The 26,583-nt window shown below is 69.2% G+C and carries 23 protein-coding genes and 1 riboswitch; of the genes, 2 read left to right on the top strand and 21 right to left on the bottom strand.

The window, feature by feature from the left end:
* The first annotated feature begins 303 nt into the window (after window positions 1-303).
* Window positions 304-1,689, top strand: a complete 1,386-nt coding sequence (locus KY497_RS14605; protein WP_219869386.1) for a CoA transferase — start codon at window positions 304-306, stop codon at window positions 1,687-1,689.
* On the opposite strand, the gene KY497_RS14610 is transcribed toward KY497_RS14605, so the two are convergent.
* The 4 genes from KY497_RS14610 to KY497_RS14625 are packed head-to-tail and all read right to left on the bottom strand — an operon-like array spanning window position 1,674 to window position 5,319.
* Window positions 1,674-2,468 (bottom strand): DUF4184 family protein, encoded by a 795-nt coding sequence (locus KY497_RS14610; RefSeq protein ID WP_127482156.1) that lies wholly within the window; start codon window positions 2,466-2,468, stop codon window positions 1,674-1,676. The genes KY497_RS14605 and KY497_RS14610 overlap by 16 nt on opposite strands.
* A gap of 28 nt (window positions 2,469-2,496) precedes the next feature.
* Window positions 2,497-3,798: a tyrosine--tRNA ligase gene (gene tyrS / locus KY497_RS14615; RefSeq protein WP_219869387.1), complete on the bottom strand. Its 1,302-nt coding sequence runs from the start codon at window positions 3,796-3,798 to the stop codon at window positions 2,497-2,499.
* A gap of 28 nt (window positions 3,799-3,826) precedes the next feature.
* On the bottom strand, window positions 3,827-4,678 hold the full coding sequence (locus KY497_RS14620; protein ID WP_219869388.1) for a hypothetical protein: 852 nt from the start codon (window positions 4,676-4,678) through the stop codon (window positions 3,827-3,829).
* Window positions 4,675-5,319, bottom strand: a complete 645-nt coding sequence (locus KY497_RS14625; protein ID WP_141386226.1) for a SatD family protein — start codon at window positions 5,317-5,319, stop codon at window positions 4,675-4,677. The genes KY497_RS14620 and KY497_RS14625 overlap by 4 nt, the downstream gene beginning before the upstream one ends.
* 60 nt (window positions 5,320-5,379) lie before the next feature.
* Here KY497_RS14625 and KY497_RS14630 point away from each other — a divergent pair, with 60 nt between their 5' ends.
* Complete coding sequence (locus tag KY497_RS14630) at window positions 5,380-5,976, top strand: DUF1349 domain-containing protein (protein WP_219869389.1); 597 nt, start codon at window positions 5,380-5,382, stop codon at window positions 5,974-5,976.
* 27 nt (window positions 5,977-6,003) lie between these two features.
* Here the strand turns inward: KY497_RS14630 and argH are convergent, their stop codons facing one another.
* From argH to KY497_RS14715, 17 genes are all read right to left on the bottom strand, one after another.
* A complete protein-coding gene (gene argH / locus KY497_RS14635) occupies window positions 6,004-7,434 on the bottom strand; it encodes an argininosuccinate lyase (protein ID WP_055877822.1) in 1,431 nt (476 codons plus the stop codon).
* Window positions 7,434-8,363: an ornithine carbamoyltransferase gene (gene argF, locus KY497_RS14640; protein WP_017828583.1), complete on the bottom strand. Its 930-nt coding sequence runs from the start codon at window positions 8,361-8,363 to the stop codon at window positions 7,434-7,436. Before argF ends, argH begins: the two co-directional genes overlap by 1 nt.
* Complete coding sequence (locus KY497_RS14645) at window positions 8,360-9,565, bottom strand: acetylornithine transaminase (protein WP_219869390.1); 1,206 nt, start codon at window positions 9,563-9,565, stop codon at window positions 8,360-8,362. Before KY497_RS14645 ends, argF begins: the two co-directional genes overlap by 4 nt.
* On the bottom strand, window positions 9,562-10,479 hold the full coding sequence (gene argB / locus KY497_RS14650; RefSeq protein ID WP_017828581.1) for an acetylglutamate kinase: 918 nt from the start codon (window positions 10,477-10,479) through the stop codon (window positions 9,562-9,564). Before argB ends, KY497_RS14645 begins: the two co-directional genes overlap by 4 nt.
* Entirely contained in the window at window positions 10,476-11,633 is a 1,158-nt protein-coding gene (gene argJ / locus KY497_RS14655) for a bifunctional glutamate N-acetyltransferase/amino-acid acetyltransferase ArgJ (protein WP_055877816.1), read from the bottom strand. The genes argB and argJ overlap by 4 nt, the downstream gene beginning before the upstream one ends.
* Window positions 11,630-12,682 (bottom strand): N-acetyl-gamma-glutamyl-phosphate reductase, encoded by a 1,053-nt coding sequence (gene argC / locus KY497_RS14660; protein ID WP_055877814.1) that lies wholly within the window; start codon window positions 12,680-12,682, stop codon window positions 11,630-11,632. Before argC ends, argJ begins: the two co-directional genes overlap by 4 nt.
* Before the next feature lie 239 nt (window positions 12,683-12,921).
* The gene (locus KY497_RS14665; RefSeq protein ID WP_219869391.1) at window positions 12,922-15,072 is read right to left on the bottom strand and encodes a bifunctional hydroxymethylpyrimidine kinase/phosphomethylpyrimidine kinase; all 2,151 of its coding nucleotides are present in this window, start codon (window positions 15,070-15,072) and stop codon (window positions 12,922-12,924) included.
* Window positions 15,069-15,917 carry a hydroxyethylthiazole kinase gene (gene thiM / locus KY497_RS14670; protein ID WP_141386232.1) on the bottom strand — a complete coding sequence of 283 codons (849 nt, stop codon included), beginning with the start codon at window positions 15,915-15,917 and terminating at the stop codon, window positions 15,069-15,071. Before thiM ends, KY497_RS14665 begins: the two co-directional genes overlap by 4 nt.
* Window positions 15,908-16,002, bottom strand: a riboswitch (TPP riboswitch). It overlaps the preceding gene by 10 nt.
* A 6-nt stretch (window positions 16,003-16,008) precedes the next feature.
* Window positions 16,009-16,971 (bottom strand): NAD-dependent epimerase/dehydratase family protein, encoded by a 963-nt coding sequence (locus KY497_RS14675; protein WP_141386233.1) that lies wholly within the window; start codon window positions 16,969-16,971, stop codon window positions 16,009-16,011.
* 82 nt (window positions 16,972-17,053) lie between these two features.
* Window positions 17,054-19,564 carry a phenylalanine--tRNA ligase subunit beta gene (pheT, locus tag KY497_RS14680; RefSeq protein WP_219869392.1) on the bottom strand — a complete coding sequence of 837 codons (2,511 nt, stop codon included), beginning with the start codon at window positions 19,562-19,564 and terminating at the stop codon, window positions 17,054-17,056.
* A complete protein-coding gene (gene pheS / locus KY497_RS14685; protein ID WP_141386235.1) occupies window positions 19,564-20,604 on the bottom strand; it encodes a phenylalanine--tRNA ligase subunit alpha in 1,041 nt (346 codons plus the stop codon). The genes pheT and pheS overlap by 1 nt, the downstream gene beginning before the upstream one ends.
* A 42-nt stretch (window positions 20,605-20,646) precedes the next feature.
* Entirely contained in the window at window positions 20,647-21,549 is a 903-nt protein-coding gene (locus KY497_RS14690; protein ID WP_055877961.1) for an amino acid ABC transporter permease, read from the bottom strand.
* Complete coding sequence (locus KY497_RS14695) at window positions 21,546-22,193, bottom strand: amino acid ABC transporter permease (RefSeq protein WP_055871047.1); 648 nt, start codon at window positions 22,191-22,193, stop codon at window positions 21,546-21,548. The genes KY497_RS14690 and KY497_RS14695 overlap by 4 nt, the downstream gene beginning before the upstream one ends.
* A gap of 80 nt (window positions 22,194-22,273) precedes the next feature.
* Entirely contained in the window at window positions 22,274-23,191 is a 918-nt protein-coding gene (locus tag KY497_RS14700; protein WP_055871044.1) for a glutamate ABC transporter substrate-binding protein, read from the bottom strand.
* Between the two features lie 55 nt (window positions 23,192-23,246).
* On the bottom strand, window positions 23,247-23,996 hold the full coding sequence (locus tag KY497_RS14705; RefSeq protein ID WP_371861286.1) for an amino acid ABC transporter ATP-binding protein: 750 nt from the start codon (window positions 23,994-23,996) through the stop codon (window positions 23,247-23,249).
* 251 nt (window positions 23,997-24,247) lie between these two features.
* On the bottom strand, window positions 24,248-25,210 hold the full coding sequence (locus KY497_RS14710) for a TAXI family TRAP transporter solute-binding subunit (RefSeq protein WP_219869393.1): 963 nt from the start codon (window positions 25,208-25,210) through the stop codon (window positions 24,248-24,250).
* A complete protein-coding gene (locus KY497_RS14715) occupies window positions 25,207-26,583 on the bottom strand; it encodes a HAMP domain-containing sensor histidine kinase (protein ID WP_055877794.1) in 1,377 nt (458 codons plus the stop codon). The genes KY497_RS14710 and KY497_RS14715 overlap by 4 nt, the downstream gene beginning before the upstream one ends.

A 26,583-nucleotide genomic window follows, 5' to 3' on the forward strand; every position in this document is an offset into this window, starting at 1 on the left:
GTGCGAATCGAAGATCCGCAGCGCGGCTGATGACAGCCACAGAAGAGGTGGAGTCCCTATCCTAGACGCAAGCGCCTGTTCTCTCAAGTGAGAGTGGATCGGGAGTGGTTCTCCGCTTGAGGGGGGTGAAGCTCTTGGCTCCTCCGCTTCCCTGTGGGGCGAACAAGTAATAAGTTACGTGGATCCGCGGCTTCTGGCAAATCGGGCCACACCACCCGGGCGTGTCGCTCCGACCCCGCGCTCGGTTTCCGCCGGATCAGCCGAGGTTTCTGCGCCGCGCCCACCTCGGAGTACGATCGCGCCATGCCTGCGTCCACGGATGATCGTCGCTCCCCTCGTGCATCCGCGAACGGGGAATCCGACGAAGGTGGACAGCGTCGCGCGGGTGTCGACCTGCTCGCCCGCGTGCAGCGTGAGCTCCGCCTCGCGGGCGCGGAGGTGGCCTCTCCCCCGCACCGCGCCGTCCCTCTTCCGTCCCGATTGGCCACCGCTGATCTCGCCTGGGCGAGCGTCAGCGCAGCGATGCTCGCTGCCGGGCGCTCCCCCGCTTCCCTCGATCCCGAGCGCATCGCCACGGCCTACCGGAGCGACAGGGTTCTCACCATCAGCGGCGAGGCTCCCCCTGTCTGGTCCGTGTACTCAGGTTTCTGGCGAACGTCGGACGGATGGATCCGCACCCACGGGAACTACCCGCACCATGCGGCCGGCCTGCGCGCGGGGCTGCGTCTTCGGCACGATGCCGCAGTCGACGCTGTTCGCGATGCGCTCGGAGAGCGGACGACCACGGCCGCCGTCGCCGACATCACGACCGCGGGCGGTCTGGCGGTCGCGGTCGCCGCGGAGGAGCCCGCCGTCGATCGCGCACTCCGCGAGCATCCGCTGCTCGAGCTGGTTCGCATCGACACGACGCCCGCTTCGCATGCGCCCCGGGCTACGGCGGCGTCGACGCCGCCGGCTTCGCTCCCCCTCCAGGGCATGCGCGTACTCGATCTCACGAGAGTCATCGCTGGTCCGGTCTGTTCACGCACGCTCGCCATGCTCGGTGCCGACGTGCTGCGTATCGATCCCCCACATCGGCCCGAACCGGAGTGGCAGCACCTCGACACCGGACACGGCAAGCGATCCGCGGTGCTGGACGCGCGCACGTCTCGGCTGCAGGAGTTGCTCGCGCATGCCGATGCCGTCGTACTCGGCTACCGTCCCGCTGCTCTCGACAGGCTGGGGCTGCAGCCGGAAGTGCTCGCGCGCCGATATCCGCGTCTGGTCGTCGCGCAGCTCAGCGCTTGGGGCGTGGAGAATCCCGAGCGGGCAGGGTTCGACAGCCTCGTTCAGGCGGCGAGCGGAATCTCGTTCATCGAGTCGGCGGACGGCGACCGCCCCGGTGCGCTTCCGGCCCAGGCTCTCGACCACAGCGCCGGCTACCTGCTCGCTGCGGCGGTGACCGCTTTGCTGCGCCGCCGCCCAGAGGAAGGTTCGTGGATCGTGCGCACCTCACTCCGTCGCGTCGCGGCGGAACTGCTCGGGATGCCCCGCAGCGGAGAACCCGCAGCCGAGGTCGAGTTCGACACACGGCCGCATGTGGAGCGATTCGATGTCGACGGAACGGCTCTCGTCACCGCTCGTCCTGCGCTGGCGGGCTTCGAGTATCGGGCGCCGCACAAGTGGAGTTCGGATCAGCCCACCTGGTGACGGCGCCCGCGCATCGAGAGAACGAGGCAGAGCACGAACGTGATCGCGCCCCAGATCGCACACGCTGGTGGGAGAACCCGGTAGGCGAGGTGCTGAACGGTGAACTCCGCATCCAGCGGACCGAAGACGACGAGTCCGCCGACCCACGCGCCGACCAGGATCACGGGGAGCGAGGCCCACCATGCCACGCGCATCCACGTCGGCGAAGACTGCACGACGGTCGGTCGCGGGGCCTGTCGACGAAGCCACAGCAATGCCCAGATGCCGATAATCGCAAGGCCGATCAGGCTCGACCCGTGCTGGAGCCACTTGAACCCGGGCAGCGGGCCCCACATCTCCTCGAGTCCGGGAATCGCCTGGACACCCCAGCGTCCCTCATGCGTGAAGAGGTCCCACACGATGTGCGAGAGCACTCCGAGCACGAACGACACGGCGAGCAGGAACGGATACGCGCGCTTCTGCCCGACGCCGACCGCCGACCGCACCGCGGCGAGACCCCTGTCATCCCAGTCGTCTGGCAGGCGTCGTGCCAGCCACAGCGGAACCAGCTCGGGAACCGCCGGACGCAGGACGACGCGCCAGATCAGGAACAACGCGAACGCGAGCAGTGCGGTCCACACGACATTGCCGAACGTGTGGGTGAACGAGTAGTTCAGCCCCACGCCGCGCACGAACAACGGGAGATCAGGTGTCATCGCGCCGATCGCGATCGCCGCCGGCACCAGCGGCGTACGGATGAACGGCAGCGCGACCAGTGCATGGCTGGGAGTGAACGGCATCCGTCTCTGCTATCCGCTGACCGGAGACTCAGCCGAGGAAGACGCCGGCGAGGGTCTTCTTGCCGCGGCGGAGTACGGAGACGCCGCCGGGAAGTGTGCCCTGAACCGTGGCTGCCTCGTCTTCGACGCGTTCGCCGTCGAGCGTGACACCGCCCTGGGTGATCGCGCGCCTCGCCTCGGAGAGGCTCGCCACGAGCCCGGTCTCGACCAGCGCCTCGACCACCGGAGTACCGGCGGCGACCGTGGCGTGCGGGAGCTCTTCGAGCGCAGTGCGGAGCGTGTCCGCATCCAGTGCGGTCAGGTCTCCCTGACCGAACAGCGCCTCGGATGCCGCGATCACGGCCGCAGCCGCCTCGACACCGTGCACCGTCGCGACCACCTCGAGCGCAAGGCGCTTCTGGGCAGCGCGACGGAACGGCTCCGTGGCCACGAGCTCCGCGTACTCCTCGATCTCGGCCCTGCTGAGGAAGGTGAAGACCTTCAGGCGGTCGATCACGTCGCCATCCGCCGTGCTCAACCAGAACTGGTACATCCGGTACGGACGGCACATCTCGGCGTCGAGCCAGATGGCGTTGCCCTCACTCTTGCCGAACTTGGTGCCGTCGCTGTTCGTGATCAGCGGGGTACCGATGGCATGCACCGACACTCCCTCGGAACGACGGATGAGGTCGGTGCCGCTGGTGAGGTTGCCCCACTGATCCGACCCGCCCGTCTGCAGCACGCAGTCGTACTGCCGGTACAGCTCGAGGAAGTCCATGCCCTGGAGGATCTGGTAGCTGAACTCGGTGTAGCTGATGCCCTCGTCGGAGTTCAGCCGCGCAGCGACCGCATCCTTCTTGAGCATCGTGCCGACGCGGAAGTACTTGCCGATCTCACGCAGGAAGTCGATCGCACTCAACGGTGCGGTCCAGTCGAGGTTGTTGACGATGCGGGCGGCGTTGTCACCCTCGAAGCTGAGGTAACGCTCGACCTGCGCCCGCAGGCGTCCGACCCACTCCTCGACGGTCTCCCGCGTGTTCAGCGTGCGCTCGGCTGTGGGACGTGGGTCGCCGATGAGTCCGGTCGATCCGCCGACGAGACCGAGCGGCTTGTGGCCGGCGAGCTGGATGCGACGAAGAGTCAGCAGCTGCACGAGGTTGCCGAGGTGCAAGCTCGGCGCCGTCGGATCGAACCCGCAGTAATACGTGATGGGGTCTCCCGCGAGCAGGGCGCGCAGCGCCTCCTGGTCGGTGGACACATGGACCAGGCCACGCCACACGAGTTCGTCCCACACGTTCTCGAACGTGGGGTCGATCGCCTGGGGTGCGGTCGTCAGAGCGGGAGTTGACACGCGTTCCAGGCTATCAGCGCACCGCAGCTCAGCTGTGCGCGGCCCACCACACGAGGAACGCCGCGCTGAGCGCGATCACCCAGCTCACCAGGCTGCCGACGAGGAAGTACTCGGCACGGGCGCCGGTCTCGCCGTCGCGGGAGATCTCGGGGAAGCGGACGATGCCCTTCGCCGCGAGCATCGCGGCAAGGATCGGATAGGCCGCAGCGAGCGTCAGGATCAGGATCAGGATGCGCTCCAGCGGTCCGATCAGCCTCCCGCCCTTGAATCCGCTGCGCGGGTCGCGTGGCGCCGGCACCACGTCGGTGGCGGCGTCTCCCCCGGTGACGGTGTCGCTCCCGGTGGCGGCGTCGCTGCCCGCATCGGAGGCCACCGCGACTTCGGCGCCCACAGTGGTGGGCGCCGTCGTCGGCGCCGAAGTCGGGGCCGACATCGGGTCGGTGGGACGCCAGGTGTGCTCGCCGTCGAGCGCCGCACGCACCACGAGGTTCGAGGACTCGAGGAGGAACACCCCGGCACCCAATGCCAGCATCGCGAGATCGAAAGGGACCTCTCCGAACGGCGATCGGAGTTGCCAGGTCGCGCCGATCAGACCGACGTCGGAGCGCGCACCGAGCCAGACGACGGCGCCGACGCTCACGACGGCGAGCAGCACGGCGGGCCAGAACCCCAGCGGCGCCGTGCGTTCGGTGGGCATGCACCACACCCAGAGCGCTCCGACGACGAGCGCGAGGACCATGGGCAGGAGGGCATCGCTGACGCTGCCCAGCAGCAGGAGGATGACGGCGACGGAGAGGTAGCCGATCCATCGACGCGGTGCGAACTGACGCACCAGGTCGGCCGCGCCGACCGCCAGGAGGATGAATCCGGCGACGATCATGCGCGTTCCCCTCGGAGTGCAGCGACGCCCTCGATGAGCGCCGCCGCGCCGGCGGTGCGCAGCGACTTCGAGACGCTGGGCTGCGTGATGCCTTCTTCGGCCGCGAGTTCCTGCTGCGATCGTCCGAGCAGGCGGCCGTAGGTCAGGCGCCGTTCGCGCTCGCTCATCGCACCGACCAGCTCGTCGCGGACGAGGAGGTAGGCGTTCGAGGCGGCGATCGTGCTCTCCATGACCTCATCCTGCCGGGGGGCTCCGACAATCCAGGTCCGCGTGCGTGGCACGGAACGTCCCTCGCGCGCGTGCACGGTCTCGATCGCGGCCCGAGCCGCGTACCACCCCGGTCCGTCGGCGAGCTCGCCGTGGACGGATTCGACCGGCCGCACCTCGCCCACTCCGATGCCGAACCGGAAGGCGATGCCGTCGGGCAGCCTCAGCTGGATCATCAGGAGCGACACCATCGCGTCACCCAGGTCGAGGTAGACACCCTGCTGCTCGTCTCCTACGGTGGGCGTGAGCGGCTGCGTCGCCAGCGGGAGATCGGCTTCGACTCCGGCGATGGTGTCGTCGAGAACACGTTGCGCGGCAGTGCGATCGTCGAGCCGCCGAGAGCCCACGATGTCAGCGAGTACCGCGATGACCATGGGATAACCGTAACACGAATAAATCTCGACTTATGCTCTATTCAGCTATATGTTGAGAACATGCCTGAATCGCACATCATCCCCTGGTCCGACGGAACCTGGACGAACGCTCCCGCCTCCCCCTCCGAACTGCCGGCCGGATCCGAAGACCTCGACGTCACGGCTGTAGAGGGCAGCGACGCCTGGCGGCACACCGCCTACGGCTTCGTGCACGACACCGAACACGCGCTGCTCGCCCCGCTCGCCGTCGGAGAGGCGATGGAGGTCTCGTTCCGCGCGCCGTGGGACGGCCAGTTCGACCAGGCAGGGGTGTTCGTGCGCATCGACGACGAGCACTGGATGAAGACCGGTCTCGAATACGCCGACGACCATCTCGGGCTCGGTGCCGTGGTCACCGCCGGAGGCTCCGACTGGTCGGTCGGTCACGTCGACGAGTGGCTCGAGAGCGAGATCACGGTGCGCGTCAGTCGCTGGGCGGACTCGCTGATCGTGTGCGCTCGCGCCGACGACGGCCCCTGGCGTCTCGTCAGGGTGGCACCGTTCGACGGACAGGCCACGGCTTCGGCCGGCCCCTTCCTCGCGGCGCCGACCCGCACCGGACTCACCGTGCGGTTCACCCGATGGGAGCGGTCGGCGGCCGACACCGAGCTGCACTGAGGTGCGGGCGGCCGCCGACTCGCGCGGCTAGAGCCCGAGAGCGTGGGCTGCTGCCTGCGCGCGCGCGACGAGCTCTGCCCGCTGCTCCGCGACCCGGACCGGGGCGGTACCGCCGACGCCGGTCCGGGACGCGACCGATCCCTCGATCGTGAGGACTTCACGCACCTCGGGCACGAGATGCGGAGACACCGAGAGCAGCAGTTCGTCGGAGGCGTCCTCCAGACCGATCCCCTGCTCCTCGCATGCACGCACGAGCGCGCCCGAGATCTCATGGGCGTCGCGGAACGGCACCCGACGCTTCACCAGCCACTCCGCGACGTCGGTCGCGAGGGAGAAGCCCTGCGGTGCCAGCGCAGCCATGCGCTCGGTGTCGAAACGCAGCGTCGCGATCATGCCTGCGAAAGCGGGGAGCACGACCTCGAGCGTCTGCACCGAATCGAACACCGGCTCCTTGTCCTCCTGCAGATCGCGGTTGTACGCGAGCGGGAGGCCCTTGAGGGTGGCCAGCAACCCCGAGAGGTTGCCGATGAGGCGCCCGGACTTGCCCCGCGCGAGCTCCGCGATATCGGGGTTCTTCTTCTGCGGCATGATGCTCGACCCGGTCGAGTAGCCGTCGTCGAGAGTGACGAAGCCGAACTCGCGGGTGTTCCAGAGGATGATCTCCTCGGACAGGCGCGAGATGTCGACGCCGGTCATCGCCGTGATGAAGGCGAACTCCGCCACCACATCGCGGGCGGCGGTGCCGTCGAGCGAGTTCTCGGCGGGGCGGTCGAGGCCCAGCTCGGTCGCCACGAGTGCGGGATCGAGACCGAGCGTGGAACCCGCCAGCGCTCCCCCGCCGTAGGGCGAGACACCGGCGCGGCGACGCCAGTCCACGAGCCTCTCGAGCTCACGCACCAGCGGCCAACCGTGTGCCTGGAGGTGGTGGGCGAGCAGCACCGGCTGCGCATGCTGCAGGTGCGTGCGTCCGGGGAGGATCGCTCCCGGGTGCGCCTCGGCCTGGGCGACCAGCGCATCGATCACCCGCAGGATGTCGCGGGCGATCACTCGCGCGTGGTCGATCAGATACATGCGCACGAGAGTGGCGATCTGGTCGTTGCGGCTGCGACCGGCGCGCAGGCGTCCGCCCAGCTCCGGACCCAGCTCGGCGATCAACGCCTGCTCGAGTGCGCCGTGCACGTCCTCATCCGTCGGCACAGGGCGCAGGGTGCCGTCGGCGACCTTGCGCGCCACGGCATCCAGGCCCTCGTGCATCCGCTGCGCCTCATCGGGTTCGAGGTACCCGGCCGCGGCGAGCGCGGTGGCGTGAGCATGCGAACCGGCGATGTCGTACGGCGCGAGGATCCAGTCGAAATGCGTGGAGCGACTCAGCTCCACCAGCTCGGGCGAGGGGCCCGTGGCGAAGCGGGCGCCCCAGAGCGCGCCCTCGTTGGTTCCTTCGTGCGTCGAATCGCTCATCACGCGTCCTTCTTGCCGAGAAGCCAGACCAGGAGCGCCTTCTGCGCGTGCAGCCGGTTCTCCGCCTCGTCCCACACCACGCTCTGCGGACCGTCGATCACGCTGGAGTCGACCTCGTAGCCGCGGTCGGCGGGGAGGCAGTGGATGAAGATCGCCTCGGGGTCGGCCAGGGCCATCGTCTCGGGGGTGACCTTGTAGCCGCCCAGATCGCGGATGCGCGCGATCTTCTCCTCTTCCTTGCCCATCGAGACCCAGGTGTCGGTCACGACGACGTCGGCACCGGCCGCAGCCTCGACCGGGTCGGTGTAGAGGGTGATCGAACCACCGGTCTCGGCGGCACGGCGATCGGCCGCCTCGATGACATCGGCGCGAGGGGCGTAGTCCTCCGGTGAGGCGATCCGCACGTGCATTCCCGCCGTGACCCCGGCGAGGGCGTACGAGTGCGCCATGTTGCTCTGCCCATCACCGAGGAAGGTGAGCGTGAGCCCCTTCAGGTCGCCCTTGTGCTCACGGATGGTGAGCAGGTCGGCGAGCAGCTGGCAGGGGTGGAAGTCGTCGGAGAGCGCGTTGATGACCGGCACCCGAGTGCCTTCGGCCATCTCCTCGAGCCCGGACTGCGCGTAGGTGCGCCACACGATGGCGGCGACCTGGCGCTCGAGCACGCGCGCGGTGTCGGACGGCGTCTCCTTGCCGCCGAGCTGGCTGCTCGCGGTCGAGATGATCAGCGGCGAACCGCCGAGATCGGCGATGCCCACCGCGAACGAGACGCGGGTGCGCGTGGAGGACTTGTCGAAGATGACCGCGACCGTCTGGGGACCGGCGAGGCTCTTGTCGGCCCACCGATCCTTCTTCAGCTCGATGGCGAGATCGAGGATCTCGGCCTGCTCGGCGGGGGTCAGATCGTCGTCACGCAGCAGGTGGCGGGTCATGCGGATACCTTTCCGGCAACAGAGGCCTGGACGTCGGCGAGAGCGGCCGTGAACAGCTCGCGGAACTCGGCGAGCTCGGTGTCGCCGATCGTGAGGGCCGGCGCGATGCGGACCGTCTCGGGGTTGGCGGCGTTGACGATGAGGCCGCGCTCCTGGGCGGCCGCGACGACCGCACCGGCGACCGGGGCGGTCAGAGCCACACCGACCAGCAGACCGCGTCCGCGGACACCCTCGATCAGAGGCGAGTCGATGCCGAGGATGATGTCGCGCAGCTCGACGCCGCGCTTCGCGGCGTTCTCGACCAGTCCGGCACTCTCGATCTCGGCGAGCACCGCGTCGGCGACAGCGGTCGCGAGCGGATTCCCCCCGAAGGTGGAGCCGTGCGATCCGGGCGTGAAGAGGGCACTGGCGGCGCCGAACGTGACCAGCGCGCCGATCGGGAAGCCGCCGCCGATGCCCTTCGCGAGAGTGATCGCGTCGGGAGTGATGCCCTCGTGGCTGAACCCGAACCACGCGCCCGTGCGACCGGCGCCGGTCTGGATCTCGTCCACGATCAGCAGTGCACCGTGAGCGAGGGACAGCGAGCGCGCGGCGGCGAGGTACCCCTCCGGCAGCTCGACGACTCCGGCCTCGCCCTGGATGGGTTCGACGATGAGGGCCGCGACGCGGTCGTCCATCGCCTCGTGCAGCGCCTCGATGGTCGCCGGGATGTGCTCGACACCGGCCGGCATCGGCTCGAACGGCGCACGCATCGACGCCTTCGCAGTGAGCGCGAGCGACCCCATGGTGCGACCGTGGAAGCCGTTGTCGAGCGCGAGGATGCGCGGCCGCTCGGTGCCGCCGTGCAGCCGGGCGAGCTTGAAAGCGGCTTCGTTGGCCTCGGCGCCCGAGTTCGAGAAGAACACCCTGCCGTCGATACCGGCCCCCGCGAGACGCTTGAGCCGTGCGGCCAGGGCGAGCTGAGGCGGGGTGGCGAAGTAGTTGGACACATGGGCGAGCGTGGCCGCCTGGGTCGAGACCGCCTTCACGAAGGCCGGGTGCGCGTGTCCGAGAGAGGTCACCGCGATACCCGCCAGGAAGTCGAGGTGGCGTCGGCCGTCGGCATCCCACAGGTAAGAGCCCTCACCGCGGACCAGCAGTGCGAGCCGCTCCCCTGCGTTGAGCACGAGATCGCGTGCCGCATCCTCCTGCCAGACGGTCATCCCGTCACCTCCGACTTCCCCAGGACCACTTCGGTCCCGATTCCCTTGCTGGTGAAAAGTTCGACGAGCACCGAATGCGGCACCCGTCCATCGATGATCGCTGCCGCGTCGACGCCGCCCTCGACCGCGTCGAGGCACGCCCGCATCTTCGGGATCATCCCCGACTCGAGCTTCGGCAGCATCTCGATGAGCGCTTCCGATGTCAGATGCGAGACGAGCGAGTCACGGTGGGGCCAGTCGGCGTAGAGCCCCGGCACATCCGTGAGGATCACGAGCTTGCGCGCGTGCAACGACACCGCGAGGGCGGCGGCTGCGGCATCCGCGTTGACGTTGAGCGACTGACCGGGGTGGTCGAGGTCGGGCGCGATGCTCGACACCACCGGGATACGCCCGGCTGCGAGGTGGTCGAGCACGGGGGTCGGATCGACCTCGACGACATCGCCGACGCGTCCGAGGTCGACCTCTTCCCCGTCGATCACGACACCGCGGCGGCGTCCGCCGAAGAGGCCGGCATCCTCACCGCTGAGACCTGTCGCGATCGGACCGTGCGAATTGATCTTGGAGACGAGCTGCGGGTTGACCTGGCCGGTGAGGACCATGCGCACGACGCTGATCGCCTCGGTGTTCGTGACGCGGTAGCCGCCCTTGAACTCACTGGGGATCTCGAGACGCTGCAGCATGTTCGAGATCTGCGGACCACCGCCGTGCACGACCACCGGCATCACTCCGACATAGCGGAGGTAGGCGATGTCCTGCGCGAAGGCGTCTTGCAGCTCCTCCGACACCATCGCGTTCCCGCCGTACTTGATGACGACGATCTGGTCGCGGAACTTCTTCAGCCACGGCAGCGACTCGATGAGGGTGGTGGCCTTCTGCGCGGCGACCTCGGCCGGGGTGTCCTGGATGTCGGTCATGAGGCGTACGCGCTGTTCTCGTGCACGTAGTCATGGGTGAGGTCGTTGGTGAGGACGGTGGCCGTCGCCTCGCCGACCTTGAGGTCGATCACCAGGTGCGTCGCGCGCGGGGTGAGGTCGACCTCTTCGCGAGGACGGTCGGGACCGCCCTCGGTGCACACCCGGACGCCGTTCATCCAGACGTCCACGTCGTAGGGGTCGAACTGCGCGCTCGTGGTGCCGATCGCCGCGAGCACACGTCCCCAGTTGGGGTCGTTGCCGAAGATCGCGGCCTTGAAGAGGTTGTTGCGCGCGACAGACCGGCCGACCTCGACGGCGTCCTGCTCCGACACCGCGTGCTGCACCTCGATCGTGATGTCGTGGCTCGCGCCCTCGGCATCGCCCTGCAGCTTGACCGCGAGCTCCTGGCACAGCTCGGTGAGCGCTGCGGCGAAGTCGTCGAGGTCCGGCACGACGTCGGATGCGCCGTTGGCGAGGAGGGTCACCTGATCGTTCGTCGACATGCAGCCGTCGGAGTCGAGGCGGTCGAACGTCCGGCCCGTCGCGCGGCGCAGCGCCTCGTCGGCCTGAAGCGGCTCGAGGACCGCATCGGTGGTGAGCACCACCAGCATCGTGGCGAGGCCGGGCGCGAGCATCCCCGCGCCCTTCGCCATGCCGCCGATCGTCCAGCCGTCGCGGCTGATGACCGCGGTCTTCGCGACCGTGTCGGTGGTCATGATGGCGTGCGCTGCGCTCTCGCCACCATCGGCGCTGAGCTCCGCGATCGCCTGCGCGGTTCCGGCGAGCACCCTGGCACGGAACGTCTCATCCCCGGTGCCGATGAGACCGGTCGAGCAGATCAGCACGTCGCCGGCGCTCACGCCGAGGAGCTCGGCCGCCTTCTCGGCGGTCTGATGCGTGGTCTGGAACCCGAAGGATCCGGTGAAGCAGTTCGCCCCTCCGGAGTTGAGCACCACGGCCTCCACCACGCGGTCGGCGACGGCCTGCTGCGACCAGATGATCGGGTTGGCCTTGGCCCGGTTGCTCGTGAAGACGGCGGCGCCGACCTTGCGCGGTCCACGGTTGACGACCACGGCGACGTCCGGCTTGCCGGTCGACTTGAGCCCTGCGGCGACTCCGGCCGCTTCGAATCCTGCGGGGGCGGTGACGCTCACGGCGCGACTCCGTTCACTGAGAGGGCGCGGGCTTCGGGAAGCCCCAGCGCGATGTTCATGGATTGGATGGCTGCTCCCGCTGTGCCCTTGACGAGGTTGTCGACGGCGGTGACCACGGTCACCCGGTTCGCGGCACGATCGATGGCGAGGCCGATCAACGCGGTGTTGGCGCCGAGCACATCGGCCGTGCGCGGGAAGCGTCCCTCCGGGAGCAGGTGCACGAAGGTCTCGCCGGCGTAGGTGCTCTCCCAGGCGTCGCGGATCTGCGCGTCGGTCGCCCCATCGACGATCGGCGCGGTCGAGGTGGCGAGGATCCCCCGGGACATCGGCACCAGCACGGGGGTGAACGAGATCCGGATCCCGTCGGCGTCCGCGCCGGAAGCCGCGGCGAGCGCCTGACGGATCTCCGGGATATGCCGGTGCGTCCCGCCGACCGCGTAGGGGTTGGCGGTGCCGAGGATCTCGCTGCCGAGGAGGTTCGTCTTGAGGCTCTTCCCCGCTCCCGACGGGCCGACGGCGAGCACCGACACGATGTCCGAGGGGTCGATCACTCCGGCGGCGACGCCCGGAGCGAGGCTGAGGCTCACGGTCGAGGCGTTGCAGCCGGGGGCGGCGATGCGCGTCGCTCCCCGGAGGTGCTCGCGCTGCTTGACCCCGCCCACGACGAGTTCCGGCACGCCATAGGTCCACGGATCGTGGAAGGCGCCACCGTAGAACGCATCCCACGCCGAAGCCGAGGTGAGCCGATGATCGGCCCCGGCATCGATCACGAGAGGGGCATCGCCCAGAGCGTCGGTGTACTGCCCCGACTGCCCATGCGGGAGCGCGAGGAACACGATGTCGTGGCCGGAGAGGATCTCCGGCGTCGTGTCCTGCAGGGTCAGGTGCGCGAGGGAGCGCAGGTGCGGCTGGTGGTCGACGAGAGGCTGTCCGGCGTTCGAATGCGCCGTGACGGTGCGGATCTCCATGTCGGGATGATCGGCCAGGAGGCGCAGAATCTCGCCGCCTGCGTAGCCGGATGCGCCGGAGACGGCGACGGAATACGTCATGCTTCTACCTTAACGGTCGGGCCCGCGAGGAAATCGGGGCCGGGGACGGGGCCGGAGGCGGCGACACCGGCACTCGACCGCCGTGCGGGCACAGGCAGGAGGGCGGGGTCGCCTACAGTCGGCGGCCGCGGCGTCGGCGCACAGCGATGACGCTCGGAGCGAGCGTCGAAGAAGCGGTGGCGGCCGAAGGCATGTCGCGACAGTAGCGCGGCCCCGGCGGCCACCGCAAATCCGCTCCGTCATCTGAGACGCTGCGGCTCCATCGGCGCAGCGAAGAACGCCAGCTCGTGCGCGCTCGACGCCTCGAACGCCCGGCGCATGCGTGCCCGTGTTCCAGGATCCGCCTGTGCCGCGGCGTCGGCGACGTAGGCGATCGCCGTCCGTGTGGCCTCCTCGAATGCCGGATCCGCGTACGTCGCGAGCCACGAGGCGTACGGATGCCCCGCATCTCGCGCGTATTCCCCGAACTCCCCCGCGTGCAGGCGCCGCCCGAGATCGGTGTAGAGCCAGAAGCACGGGAGGACAGCGGCGATGATCTCCGCATAGTCGCCGCCGAACGCGACGGAGCGCAGATGGTCGAGGTATGCGGTCGTCGCGGGCGCCGGCTCTGCGGCGAAGGTGGCCGCACTCACGCCGTGCGAGGGGGTGAGCCATGAGGCGTGCAGCTCGAGTTCGCCCACGATGGAGCCGCGGGCGGAGTCCGCCCAGAAGGCCTGCTCGTCGGATGTCGGTGCCAGCCGGGCCGCCTCGGCGAGCACACGCGCGTACTCCCGCAGATACAGGCCGTCCTGTGCGAGGTAGAACAGGAACGGCGCGCGCTCCAGCGTCCCGTCGGCGAGCGCACGGATGAACGGCAGCTCCGCGATCCCCGTACGGATCGCGGCGATGCCCCGCCACCATTCCGTGGCGACGTCGCCCGCCGCGGGTCGGGTCTCGGCGCCCCCACGTTCCCAGAGTCCGGCGAAGTGGTTGATCGGCCCGTGTCCACGACCCACGCGCAGTGCGTCTCCTGCGCGCAGGGACTCGCGGAGCCAGTCCCGCGCGGCGCTGACGGCATCTCCGGGCTCTTCACCACGAGCGAGCAGGGTCGCGAGCGCGGACGACAGCGAGCAGCCGGTGCCGTGCGTGTTCCGGGTCGGGATCCGGGGAGCGATGAACTCCTGGCGCAGCCCTCGCCGCGCATCGACCAGCGCATCGGGGGCCTCGTCGCCGGGAAGGTGGCCACCCTTGACGAGCACGGCTGCTCCCACCTCGGCGGAGAGCTGCTCGGCCGCAGAGATCGCGTCGTTCCAGTCGGCGAGGTCGCGCCCGGCGAGCACCGCCAGCTCGGCGAGGTTCGGGGTCACGAGCGTCGACAGTGCGAGGAGATCGCGCAGCGCCCGTTCGGCGTCCGGATCCAGCAGTCGGTCCCCCGAGGTCGCCACCATCACGGGATCGAGCACGACGACGGGCGGACGCACGGTCGCGAGCCAGGCTCCCACCGCGCGGATGACGTCGGCGTCGGCCAGCATCCCGATCTTCACGGCATCGATCACAATGTCGTCCGAGACCGCGTCGAGCTGCGCGCGGAGGAACTCCACGGGCGGAACGTGCACCGCTCGCACTCCCCGCGTGTTCTGCGCGGTCAGCGCCGTGAGCACGGCCATGCCGTATCCGCCGTTGGCGGCGATGGACTTGAGGTCGGCCTGGACGCCCGCGCCTCCCGAGGGGTCGCTTCCGGCGATGCTGAGCACCCTCGGGACGGAGCCGCTGAGCCAGCGTCGCCGGAACTGCCGGGCGGTGGTGGCGGGATCGTCGGCGGCACACAGCGCCGAGACCACGGCGAGCCCCGCCGCACCGGCCTCACGAAGGGCCTCGGTGTCATCCATGCCGACCCCGCCGATCGCCACGCACGGCAGCGCGCTTCGCGACACGAGGCCGCGAAAGCCCTCCACGCCGAGAGGGGCAGGGTGATCCGGTTTGGTGGTGGTCGGACGGATCACCCCGACGCCCAGGTAGTCGACCGTGCCGGAGGGCAGAGCCTCGACCGCGTCGAGGTGCGCCGGGCTGTTCGCGGTGAGGCCGATCAGAGCCTCCGGTCCGAGTACCTCGCGCGCACGCAGCACCGAGGCATCGCCCTGTCCGAGATGCACGCCGTCGACCCGTGCGCCGCGCTCGCGAGCGGCCACGGCGGCATCCAACCGATCGTTCACGACCAGAAGAGCGCGGCCGTCGATCGCCTGCGACAGTGCCAGCAGCTGATCGACCGTCTCGGCGTCGCTTGCGTCCTTGTCGCGAAGCTGCACGATGCGCACGCCGCCGTCGACCGCGCGGCGGACGGTCTCGACGACGCCACGGTCTCCGCAGAGCGTCGCGTCGGTGACGAGGTAGAGCGAGAGATCGGCGTTCACAGGGCACTGCCTTCGACGCGTGCAGCGGCTCGGATGTCGTCGGCGCCCACCGCGGCGAGCGCATCCAGCAGGGCGACGGCGAAGCTGCCGGGCCCTGCCGATACCGCTGCCGCTCGTTCCGCCGCGATCGTGTAGACCAGGCTCGCCGAGGCCACGGCGCTGAGCGCGTCATGCGTCGTCGCTCTGGCCGCTCCGAGGAAGGCGGCCATCACCGCACCGAGAGCGCAACCTCCGCCGGTCACTCGGGTCAGCAGTTCGTGACCGTTGGACACGCGCAGCACCCGCTCCCCGTCGGTGATGAGGTCGACCGGCCCCGAGACGGCGACGACGCCGCCCGTGCTCCGAGCCAGCGAGAGGGCTGCATCGGCCGCGGAGTCTGTGCTGTCGGTGGCATCCACCCCGCGACCGCCCGCGCTCAGCCCCGCGAGGGCAAGGATCTCGGAGGCGTTGCCGCGGATCGCGGTGGGGCGGTGCCCGACGAGCTGATGGGCGAGTGCGGTGCGAACCGGGAGCGCGCCGATCGCGACCGGGTCGAGCACCCAGGGCGTGCCGGACGCGACGGCACCGGCGACGGCCTCCAGAGTGGCCGCGCGCTGTTCGGGCGTGGGTGTCCCCAGGTTGATCAGTACCCCGGAGGCGATGCCGGCGAACATCCCCGCCTCATCGACGATGTCGACCATGGCGGGAGCGGCACCGAGAGCCAGCAGGACGTTGGCGGTGAACCCGGTGACGACCGCGTTGGTGATGCAGTGCGTCAACGGGGGCGCTTCTCGCAGCACCCCCAGCAGGGTCGCGGCATCGCCGGCGAGGTCGTGGGTGGTCTCAGGACGCAGAAGATCGCTCATCGCGACATCCCTTCGCTAGTACGAACTAGATCAGGTTCGACGGGTCTGTTCTCAGCCGTGGATTGCGGCACCCCGTGTCACTGCTCGCAGTCTAGCGATCGGCCAGCAGAGCCTTCTCCTGCGCCCGCGTGAGTCCGGCCCGGCGCTCCCTGTCCACGCCGCGCACCCGTTCGTCGGCGACGACGCGTCGAGCGGTGTCGGCGAGGGGGCGCAGGTGTCCCCCGCTGTCGTGGAATGCGCTGTTCGAGCGGGTCATGAAGCCGGACATCTCGGGAGGAAGCCACAGCGGAAGCGAGAGCGGACCTGCCCAGTGCGCGACGCCGTGTGCTCGCAGCCACTCCTCGTCGGCGACCACCGTCTCCCCGGTGTGCCCTGCCTCCTCGCGCACGGTCTGCAGCAGCTCGGCGAGGGGATGCTCGTCCCCGATCGCGTTGACCGCTCCGCTCCGCGTGGCGGCGACGATGTAGGCGGCCACGTCGTCGACGTCGATCACCTGCGCGCTGCGCCTCTCGAGCGGAGGCAGCAGCACGGGCTCCTCCCCCGCTCGGGAGAATGCCGCAGCCCAGTACCCGAAGCGGTCGCTCGGGTCGCCGTCCCCGACGATGAGTCCTGGTCGCACGATGAACGCGCGATCCCCCAGCATCGTGAGGGCGTCTTCGGCCGCCGCCTTCTGCGAGCCGTACTCGTACTCGTCGCCGGGGCGGGCGGCAGGATGCCGCGGCGCCGATTCATCGGCGCCGACCGTGGCGTCATCGGCGTACACCGAGAGGGAGGACACGTACGTCCATCGCGCCGTGCGGTCTCCGAGAGCCTCGACCGCTGCCACGACGTGCCTGGCCTGAGAGGAGATGTCGACGACGTGATCCCAGTCCTTCCGCGCGAGCGCGGCGTATACCTCGGGGTCGTCACGGTCGCCGGTCACGAGCACCGCTCCTGCCGGCGCGAGGCGCTCGCCCCGGGCCAGACATGTCACGGCCGCTCCGGACTCGAGCCATCTCCGGGCGATCCGCCCGGAAAGCCACCCCGTCCCGCCGAGGATCAGAACATTCGTCATGGCTCCATGCCACCAGCAACCGCTGCGAGAGGGAAGCCCTCTCCCCTCAGGGCAGAGGGCCCCCTCCGGGACAGCACATCGCTCAGTCGCGGAGCGCTGCTCCGAATCGCTGCGCGGCGACGTCGACACCCGCGAGCTTGGCCGCGGTGGCCTCGGCCGCCGTGAGGGTGCGATCGTCGGCGCGGAATCGCAGAGCGAAGGTGAGGCTCTTGGACCCCTCCGGCACGCCGTCTCCGCGATAGTCATCCACGAGACGCACCGATTCCAACAGCGCACCGGCTCCCTCGGCGAGGGCGGCCTGCACATCTGCGGCCGGAACTTCGGCGGGCAGTGTGAGCGAGACGTCCTGCGTGGCGGCGGGGAACGTCGACAGCGATGCGGCGACGACGCGACCACCGGCGAGCGACAGGATGCGGTCGAGATCGAGCTCGAACACGGTCGCACGCCCGGGGAGGTCGGCCCCTTCCGCCACGGCGGGGTGCAGCTCGCCGACGTAGCCGACCTCTTCGCCCGCGACCAGGAGCGATCCTGTGCGTCCGGGGTGGAGTGCCGCACGCTCGGCCTGCACGACGTCGATCTCGACGCCGGCCGCTGCCGCGATCACGCGGACGGCATCCAGCGCCTCGACGAGACCGGCGGCCTCGGCAGGGCGGCCGGGCTGGCGCGGGGCGACGTTACCGGTCAGCAGCGCCGAGATGAACCGGTGCTGCGGCGGGATGGAGGCGTTCAACTGCGCGAGGGTCTCGTCGGACGGACGCTCGCCCAGCGGCGGCACGTCTTCCGTGCCGTACTCCACTCCGGGCTCCGGAAGGAAGACGACACCCGTCTCGAAGATCGCGAGGTCGGTGAGACCCCGCGAGATGTTGCGGTGCGCGGTCTGCAGCAGGCCCGGGATGAGCGATCGACGCAGGTACGGAGCCTGCCCGTCGAGCGGGTTCGCCAGGCGGATGCTGGGCAGGTGCGCCCCCGAGGCGGATCCGTGCAGGTCGTTCTGCACATCGGTGGTGAACGGGAATGACGGCGTCTCGACGAGCCCCGCTGCGGCCAGCGCATCGGCCACCCGGCGGCGACCCTGCTGGTGCGCCGTGAGTCCGCGGCCGGACGGAGGCGTCGGCAGCACCGAGGGGATGCGGTCGAGCCCGTGGATGCGGGCGACCTCCTCGGCCAGCGTCCACTTGTCGGTGAGGTCGGGGCGCCAGGTCGGCGGGATCACGGTCCAGCCGGAACCCTCCTCCGACGCGGTGACATCGGCGCCGATGGTGGTCAGTGCGCCGGTGATCTCGTCGTCGGTGTAGTCGACGCCGATGAGCCCCTGCACGAAGCCGGCGGGAAGCTCGATCTCGCTGACGAAAACCTCGGCGAACAGTGCGCCACCCTCTTCGGTGAGCGTGCCTCCGGCGAGCTCGACCATGAGGTCGGCGGCACGGCGGGCGGCGACGAAGGGGATCAGCGGGTCGACGCCGCGCTCGAAGCGCTTGGACGCCTCGCTGGGCAGCTTGTGCCGGCGCGCCGACCGGGCGATGGTCGTCGGGTCGAAGTTCGCGGCCTCGATCAGCACGCTCCGCGTGGTGTCGCTCATCTCGGTCGTGCCACCACCCATGACGCCGGCGAGGCCGATCGGGCCGGACTCGTCGGTGATGAGGAGGTCTTCGACGTGCAGCGTGCGCTCGACACCGTCGAGGGTGGTCATCTTCTCGCCGGGGTTCGCGCGACGAACGGTGATGCCGCCGGCGAGCTTGTCGAGGTCGTAGCCGTGCAGCGGCTGACCCAACTCGAGCATCACGTAGTTGGTGATGTCGATCAGCACGCCCAACGAGCGCATGCCCGCGAGGCTGAGCCGCGCGACCATCCACGGCGGCGTCGGACGCGAGGGGTCGACGCCCCGGACGACGCGCGTCACGAACTCGCTCGCGCCGATGTTCCCGCGCACGGGGGCGACGTCCTCGACGAGGGTGGTGTGTCCACTGCCGGGCTGCAGCTCGGCGAAATCACGCTCAGCGGGGTCGCGGAAGGTCGCTCCGGTGGCGTGCGAGTACTCGCGGGCGACGCCGCGCAGGGAGAAGGCGTAGCCGCGGTCGGGTGTGACGTTGATCTCCACCGCGACGTCGTCGAGACCGAGCAGCGCGATCGCGTCGGTGCCGACAGGCGCATCGATGCCGAGGTCCGAGAGCACGACGATGCCGTTGTGCTCATCCCCGAGGCCGAGCTCGCGGGCCGAGGCGATCATGCCGTCGGACACGTGACCGTAGGTCTTGCGCGCGGCGATCGGGAACGGACCGGGCAGCACGGCACCGGGGAGCGTCACGACGACCTTGTCGCCGGCGACGAAGTTGTGCGCGCCGCAGACGATGCCGCGGATGCCACCGTGCTCTTCGCCGACATCGACCTGGCACCAGTTGATGGTCTTGCCGTTGGACTGCGGTTCGGCTTCGAGCGAGACGACCTGCCCGACGACCACGGGACCCGTGATGTCGAAGCGGTGCACGTCCTCCTCTTCGAAGCCGACGGTCACCAGCGCGTCGAGGACGTCCTCGGGCGTGGCATCGGCTGCCAGATCGACGTACTCACGCAACCACGAAAGCGGGACGCGCATCACACCACCATCCCGTACTGCTCGCTGAATCGGACATCGCCCTCGGCCATGTCGCGCATGTCCTGGACGTCGCTGCGGAACATCAGTCCTCGCTCGATGCCCATGCCGAACGCGAAGCCGCTGTACACCTCGGGGTCGATCCCGGCGGCGCGCAGCACGTTCGGGTTGACCATGCCGCAGCCACCCCACTCGATCCAGCGCGCGCCGCCCTTGAAGGTCGGGTGCCACAGGTCGAGCTCGGCGGAGGGCTCGGTGAAGGGGAAGTAGTTGGTGCGGAAGCGCGTCTCTGCCTCGGGGCCGAAGAGCTGCTTGGCGAAGTGGTCGAGCGTGCCCTTGAGGTGTGCCATCGTGATGCCCTTGTCGATCACGAGACCCTCGAACTGGGTGAACACCGGAAGGTGCGTGGCGTCGAACTCGTCGGTGCGGTACACCCGGCCTGGGCACAGCACGTAGATCGGCACCTCGCGGTCGAGCATGGAGCGCACCTGCACCGGACTCGTGTGCGTTCGCATCACCAGGTGGCGCGAGGGCGGGTCGACGTAGAACGTGTCCTGCTCCTGGCGGGCGGGGTGGTCGACGTCGAAGTTCAGAGCGTCGAAGTTGAACCACTCGTGCTCGAGCTCCGGTCCCTCTGCGATCTCCCATCCCATGCCGACGAAGATGTCGCAGACCTGGTCCTGCAGGAGGGTGAGCGGGTGGCGCGCGCCGACCCGCGTGCGCGAGGGCACGGCGGTGATGTCGACACGCTCGGCCTCGAGTCGCGCGGCGACCTCGGCCTCGGCGAGCTCGGCCTCCTTCGCGGCCAGCGCCTGGGTCACCTGCCCTCTCCCCTGACCCACGAGCTTGCCGAACGCGGCCTTGTTCTCGGGGGCGACCTGGCGCATCGAGGCGTTCAGGACCGCGAGCGGCGATCCGTCGGCGACGTGTGCGGCGCGAGCCGCTTTCAGCTCGGCGGTGTCGGCGGCTGCGGCGATCGCCGTGAGGGCGTCGGCGACAGCGGCTTCGACCGCTTCCGGGGTGATTTCAGGAGACTCTGACACGAGAATCGAGTCTACCGGGGGCACGTGGGTCCCTTTCGCGGATCAACGCGTCTTCTCGGACCCGTCTCCCTGCAGGACGATGAGCGAGGTGTTCGTCTCGCCGCCGTGCTGACGGGGATCCGGCACCGCCGGCCCAGCCTTCGGCGAGCGCTTGGCCCGACGCTGCAGGCGATAGGCGATGTAGGACAGCAGCAGACACACGGCCACGTACATCGATCCGCCGACGATCGCCGCGGGGATCAGCGGCGACCCGTAGGGCGCCTGGTTGCCGATCTGGTTGATGACGTAGAGGAGCTCCTGGTACGTGATGATGAACCCGAGCGCGGTGTCCTTCAGCGCGACGACGAGCTGCGCGATGATCACCGGCATCATGGCCCGCACGGCCTGCGGGATCAGGATGAAGTACATCACCCCGGTCTTTCGCAGTCCGATCGCGTAGCCGGCTTCCTTCTGCCCACGGGGCAACGACTCGATGCCGGCACGCAGCACCTCGGCGAGCACGGAGCCGTTGTAGACGATCAGGGCGATCACGACGGCCCAGTACGGCGGCATCTTCACACCGATCACGGGGAGGCCGTAGTACAGCAGCATCATCAGGATGAGCACGGGCACCGCTCGCAGCACCTCGATGATCCACCGGACGGGCTCACGCACCCAGGCGTGCTCCGACAGGCGCCCGATGCCGAGCAGGAAGCCGAGGGCGATGGATCCGACACCGGCGACCGCGAATGCGGCCAGCGTGGCCACCAATCCCTCGCCGAACCGGACCCAGACCGCGGAGAAGGTGAAGATGTTCCACTTCTCCGCAGAGAACTGTCCCGTGGCGAAGAGTCTCCACACGACCCAGCCGAGCACGGCGAGGACGACGAGGACCGTTGCGGCCCCGATGAGCCGGTTGCGGACGACGGCACGAGGGCCGGGGACGTCGAAAAGGACGGAACTCATCGCGCGATCCTCCACTTGTTCTCGAGAACGCGCTGCACCCAGGCGAGCAGCAGCACCAGCACCACGAACAGGACCATGACCCACAGCAGGACGACGAGGGCGTTCTCCCCGCGCTCGCTGAGCGCCGCGCGGATGGTGCCGAGGTTGACGACGGAGAACCCCGCCGCCACCGTGGTGTTCTTCATGAGTGCGATGAGCACGCTCATCATGGGCGGGACGACCGAGCGCGTCGCCTGCGGCAGCACCACGTAGCGCATGACCTGTCCGAAGTTCAGGCCGATCGCACGCGCGGCCTCGGCCTGTCCGACCGGCACCGTGTTGATGCCGGCGCGCAGCGCCTCGGCGACGTAGGTCGCGGTGTAGAGCCCGAGGGCGATCACGGCCAGCAGGAGGGAGTTCACCCGCTCCCCCAGCAGGATGGGGAGGCAGAACGCGAAGAAGAACATGACGAGGGTGAGCGGCGTGTTGCGGATCCAGTTCACATAGATGCCGCCGACGGCTCGTGCGATCGGAACCGGCGATACTCTCGCGGCCCCGACGATGAGTCCGAGAACCAGCGCGATGATGCCACCGCCCAGGAACAGCACGATGGTTCCCCACAGTGCCTCTCCCCAGAGGTCGAGGTGGTCGGTGATGACTCCCACAGCTGCTCCTGTCGATTCGAGTTCTCGGATGTTCCTGCCGATGAGCGGGGCGGTCGAACCTGTCGACCGCCCCGCAGGAATCAGCCGATCGGGTCGACCTCGGGCTGCGTCGCCTTGACGCCGGAGGCACCCAGGTTGTTGTCGAAGATCTGCTGCCAGATCTTCGCGCCGTCGGTGAGCTGCGTGTTGAAGTACTCGACCAGCGCGTCATCGCCCTTGGCGAGTCCGATGCCGTAGCGCTCCTCGCTGAACGGCTCCCCGACGACCTTCAGCTTGTCCGGGTCCTGGGCCGCGTAGCCGATGAGGATCGCCTCGTCGGTCGTGACGGCATCCACCTGACCGTTCTTCAGGTCCTCGACGCACTTCGAGTACGTGTCGTACTCCTTGGTCGGCACGTCGGGGTAGTTCGTCTTGATGTTCTGGATCGGCGTCGATCCGGTCGCCGAGCAGACCGTCGTCTCGGCACTCAGGTCGTCGACGCTCTTGATGTCACTGTCGGCGCCGACGAGGAGGCCCTGACCGGTGACGAAGTAGGGACCGGCGAAGGAGATCTGCTCCTTGCGCTTGTCGGTGATCGAGTAGGTGCCGACGTAGTAGTCGATGTCGCCGTTCACGATGGCCTGCTCGCGGTTCGCGGAGGCGATCGCCTGGAACTCGATCTTCTCCGGATCGACGCCGAGCGATGCCGCCATCCAGCGGGCGATGTCGACGTCGAATCCGGTGCGGTCGCCCGTCACCGGGTCGAGGTAGCCGAGGCCCGGCTGGTCCTCCTTGACGCCGACCTTGATCGTGCCGGAAGACTCGATCCGGTCGAACGTCGGGCTGCCGTCGATGCTGACGTCGGTCAGGACGGTCCACGGGGTGCTGCTGGAGGCCTCGCCCTCGTCGCCGCCCTCCGGAGCTCCTGTGCTGGACGGCGTACCGCTGTTGCAGGCGGTGAGCGCCAGCAGCGCGGCCGCTGCGATTCCGATACCTGCCAGTGTCCGTGTGCGTCGCATGTGCGTCTCCTTCGTGTGCTGTGTGTGCAGGGTCTGTGTGGTCGGTGCGTGGACGTCAGTGCGTGAGGAGCTTCGAGAGGAAGTCCTTGGCGCGATCGCTCTTCGGATGCGTGAAGAACTCCTCGGGAGTCGCCTCCTCCACGATCCGTCCGTCGGCCATGAAGACCACGCGGTCGGCGGCCTTGCGGGCGAAGCCCATCTCGTGGGTGACGACGATCATCGTCATTCCGTCGTGCGCCAGCTCGACCATGACGTCGAGGACCTCGTTGATCATCTCGGGGTCGAGGGCGCTGGTGGGCTCGTCGAACAGCATCACCTTGGGCTGCATCGCGAGAGCGCGGGCGATCGCCACGCGCTGCTGCTGGCCGCCGGAGAGCTGGGCGGGGAGCTTGTTCGCCTGCTGCGCGACGCCGACGCGCTCGAGCAGCATCATCGCCTCCTTCTCGGCGTCGGACTTCTTGATGCCGCGGACCTTGATCGGGCCGAGTGTCACGTTCTCGAGGATCGTGAGGTGGGCGAAGAGGTTGAAGGATTGGAAGACCATGCCGACGTCCGCCCGCAGATGCGCCAGGCCCTTGCCCTCGGCCGGGAGCTCCTTGCCGTCGATGCTGATGCTGCCGCTGGTGATCGTCTCGAGACGGTTGATCGTGCGGCAGAGCGTCGACTTGCCGGAGCCGGACGGGCCGATCACGACCACGACCTCCCCCGAGTTGACGGTCAGGTCGATGTCGGTGAGCGCCTGGAAATCGCCGTAGTGCTTCTGGACGTTCTCGACCACGACGAGCGGGGTATCAGAGGTCATCATTTCTCCAAACTAGCCACGTCGGACGCGGGTCTCCAGGCACCTCGGTGAGATTTACACGTTCGTAATCACCTGATCGCGGCACCAATGCAGCTGTGCATGGTTACCCCGCGGCCCGCCCCCACGGGCCGCGGAATCGTCCTGCTGCAGCACCCCAAAAACAGTTGAGCAGCAGGCGACGATCGTTCACGATCGACCTCACAATGACAGAGGGTGGACCCCGGTGTCAGACTTCTTGAGGATTTCTTGAGCAGTCAGCCGCGCAGGTCCCGGTAGTAGTCCACGGCCCCGGGGTGCAGAGGGACGGGACCGGTGAAGATCGCCGAACGACGGTCCAGCAACGCCGCGGTGGGCACCTCCCCCGCGATGCGCAGACGCGCGTCGAACAGCCCGGCGAGCACGTCACGCACGACGGCATCAGGGGTCGCGGCTGCCGTGACGAGATAGTTGGGCACCGCCATCGTCGGCGCGGAATCCACGAGGCCGTAGGTCCCGGCCGGGACATCTGCCGGACGGTAGGCGTGCGAGTACCGCTCGTTCACCTCGTTGACCCACTCCTGCTCGATCGGGAGCAGGCGAACCGGCGACCTCTCGGAGAGCTCCGCCACTCCAGGGGTCGGCAATCCGCCCACCCAGAAGAACCCGTCGATCTCCCCGCGCTCCATCGCGCCGATCGACTCGCTGAGGTCGAGCTGAGGGTTGCGGACAGACCCGTGATCGACGCCGGCCGCATCCAGCACGCGGGCGGCGATCACGTTCACCCCGGAGTTCTCCGCGCCGAGCGAGATCGTGCGGCCGGCGAGATCGCCGACGTCGTCGATCTCGGAGTCTCCCCTCACCACGACCTGCACGTATTCGTCGTAGAGCCGAGCGAGGGCCTGCACCTCCAGCGGCGTGTCGAAGGCCCCGGTGCCGGCCACCGCATCGGCGGCCGCATCACCCTGCGCGAACCCGATCAGGGCCTCCCCCGAGCTGACCCGCAGCAGATTGTCGACGGATCCCGCCGTCTCCTGCGCCCCCATCCGGATATCCAGCGATGCGGACAGCTCTTCGGCCAGGTGACTCCCGTAGTCGTAGTAGACGCCGGTCGACCCGCCACTGGCGATCGCGTACTCCGCATCCGTCCACTCGCTCGCACGAGGATTGCACGCGGTGAGCACCGCCAGGAGCGTGATCGCGAGCGCTCCGGCGACGAGCCGCCGTGCGAGGGCCCTCACGGCGTCGTCCCGTCGTGGAGCACGAGCGCGACGGCGAGCCCGCCGCCCTCCGCCGAGGCCACGGAGAGTTCCCCGCCGACCGTCGCGAGCAGGTCGCTCGCGATGGCGAGGCCGAGCCCGGATCCGGGAGTGTCTCCGCTCTCGGCGCTGCGCCAGAACCGGTCTGTCGCCGCTGCCGCCTCCTCCGCGGTCAGACCGGGACCGTGATCGCGGACGGTGATCCGGCAGAGCCGGCCATCGCGTCGCGCACCGATCTCGATCTGCGCCCCCTCGGGGGAGAACTTCACCGCGTTGTCGATCACGGCATCCAGCGCACTCTCCACGATCGTCCGATCGGTCACGCTCATCACCGACGAATCCCCCGTGGCGCGCAAGCCGACTCCGCGCTGTGCGGCGACGTCGCGCCACGCGTCGAGGCGCCGGGCGGCGAGGGTCGCGAGGTCGACAGCGGAGATGGCCGAATCCCCGCGTCCGCCGCGCGCGAGGCCCAGCAGCGTCTCGAGGATACGGGTCATCCGTCGCCCCTCCTCCCGTGTCTCCTCGACGTCGTGCTGCCACTGCGTCCCGAGTCCGGTGGCCAGATGCTCCACGCGCAGGAGGAGAGCGTTCAGGGGGTTGCGCAGCTCATGAGAGGCGTTGAGTGCGAACTCCTGCTGGCGTGTCATCACCCGTTCGATCTCGTCGGCCATCCCGTTGAACACCTGCGCCATGCGGCGCAGCTCCGGCGGACCGTCATCCGCCGCGACCCGCGCATCCATCTCACCCCGCTCGATCGCGACCATCGCCTCATCGAGCCGGCGCACCGGCGACAGCACCCATCGAGCGAGGCGGAACACGAGGAGCACCCCGAGCGCGATGAGCACCAGCGCGATCGCGGAGATGAGGAGGAACTGCTGCAGGATCGCGGCACGCGGCGCCTCGACGTCGCCGGTGACGAGCACGGCGCCGATCACGTCCCCGTCGTCGAACACCGGCTCGGCCAGCGCCGCGTCCGTGACGGTCCAGGGGAACACGACCGTTGGCTGCTCGGCCCGCCGCCCGGAGAGGGCCAGTCTGACCCTCTCGGCGTCTTCCTCAGGAAGGACCGCCGGGTCCTGCTCGCCTGCGGCCCACACGCTGCCGCCGAGATCGAAGACGGTGACCTCGATTCCGTAGACCTCACGGAAGCGCATCACCTCGGCGTCGATCACCGCCGCGCTGCCGGATCGCAGAGCCTGACGCGCGCTCGTGGCGAAGTACCCGAGGTCGCCGAGCTGCTGGGTGTAGAACGCCTGCTGCACTCCGTGGGCGGCGCTCCATCCCGCAGCCCCGCCGAGCGCGGCCAGGATGGCGACGAGCGGTACGAGGAAGACGATGATCAGACGGCGCCGCAT

The organism is Microbacterium sp. PAMC22086, from assembly GCF_019443525.1.
In the GTDB taxonomy this organism is placed as follows: Bacteria; Actinomycetota; Actinomycetes; order Actinomycetales; family Microbacteriaceae; genus Microbacterium; species Microbacterium maritypicum.

Excerpts from the sequence above, each read along its gene's own strand:
- KY497_RS14700 (WP_055871044.1), bottom strand. The coding sequence starts at position 23,191 with ATGCGACGCACACGGACACTGGCAGGTATCGGAATCGCAGCGGCCGCG.
- KY497_RS14610 (WP_127482156.1), bottom strand. The coding sequence starts at position 2,468 with ATGCCGTTCACTCCCAGCCATGCACTGGTCGCGCTGCCGTTCATCCGT.
- KY497_RS14690 (WP_055877961.1), bottom strand. The coding sequence starts at position 21,549 with ATGAGTTCCGTCCTTTTCGACGTCCCCGGCCCTCGTGCCGTCGTCCGC.
- KY497_RS14625 (WP_141386226.1), bottom strand. The coding sequence starts at position 5,319 with ATGGTCATCGCGGTACTCGCTGACATCGTGGGCTCTCGGCGGCTCGAC.
- argH (WP_055877822.1), bottom strand. The coding sequence starts at position 7,434 with ATGAGCGATTCGACGCACGAAGGAACCAACGAGGGCGCGCTCTGGGGC.
- argC (WP_055877814.1), bottom strand. The coding sequence starts at position 12,682 with ATGACGTATTCCGTCGCCGTCTCCGGCGCATCCGGCTACGCAGGCGGC.
- KY497_RS14630 (WP_219869389.1), top strand. The coding sequence starts at position 5,380 with ATGCCTGAATCGCACATCATCCCCTGGTCCGACGGAACCTGGACGAAC.
- KY497_RS14715 (WP_055877794.1), bottom strand. The coding sequence starts at position 26,583 with ATGCGGCGCCGTCTGATCATCGTCTTCCTCGTACCGCTCGTCGCCATC.
- KY497_RS14605 (WP_219869386.1), top strand. The coding sequence starts at position 304 with ATGCCTGCGTCCACGGATGATCGTCGCTCCCCTCGTGCATCCGCGAAC.
- thiM (WP_141386232.1), bottom strand. The coding sequence starts at position 15,917 with ATGAGCGATCTTCTGCGTCCTGAGACCACCCACGACCTCGCCGGCGAT.
- pheT (WP_219869392.1), bottom strand. The coding sequence starts at position 19,564 with ATGCGCGTCCCGCTTTCGTGGTTGCGTGAGTACGTCGATCTGGCAGCC.
- argF (WP_017828583.1), bottom strand. The coding sequence starts at position 8,363 with ATGACCCGCCACCTGCTGCGTGACGACGATCTGACCCCCGCCGAGCAG.
- argB (WP_017828581.1), bottom strand. The coding sequence starts at position 10,479 with ATGACCGACATCCAGGACACCCCGGCCGAGGTCGCCGCGCAGAAGGCC.
- KY497_RS14705 (WP_371861286.1), bottom strand. The coding sequence starts at position 23,996 with ATGATGACCTCTGATACCCCGCTCGTCGTGGTCGAGAACGTCCAGAAG.
- KY497_RS14620 (WP_219869388.1), bottom strand. The coding sequence starts at position 4,678 with ATGATCGTCGCCGGATTCATCCTCCTGGCGGTCGGCGCGGCCGACCTG.
- KY497_RS14675 (WP_141386233.1), bottom strand. The coding sequence starts at position 16,971 with ATGACGAATGTTCTGATCCTCGGCGGGACGGGGTGGCTTTCCGGGCGG.
- KY497_RS14645 (WP_219869390.1), bottom strand. The coding sequence starts at position 9,565 with ATGACCGTCTGGCAGGAGGATGCGGCACGCGATCTCGTGCTCAACGCA.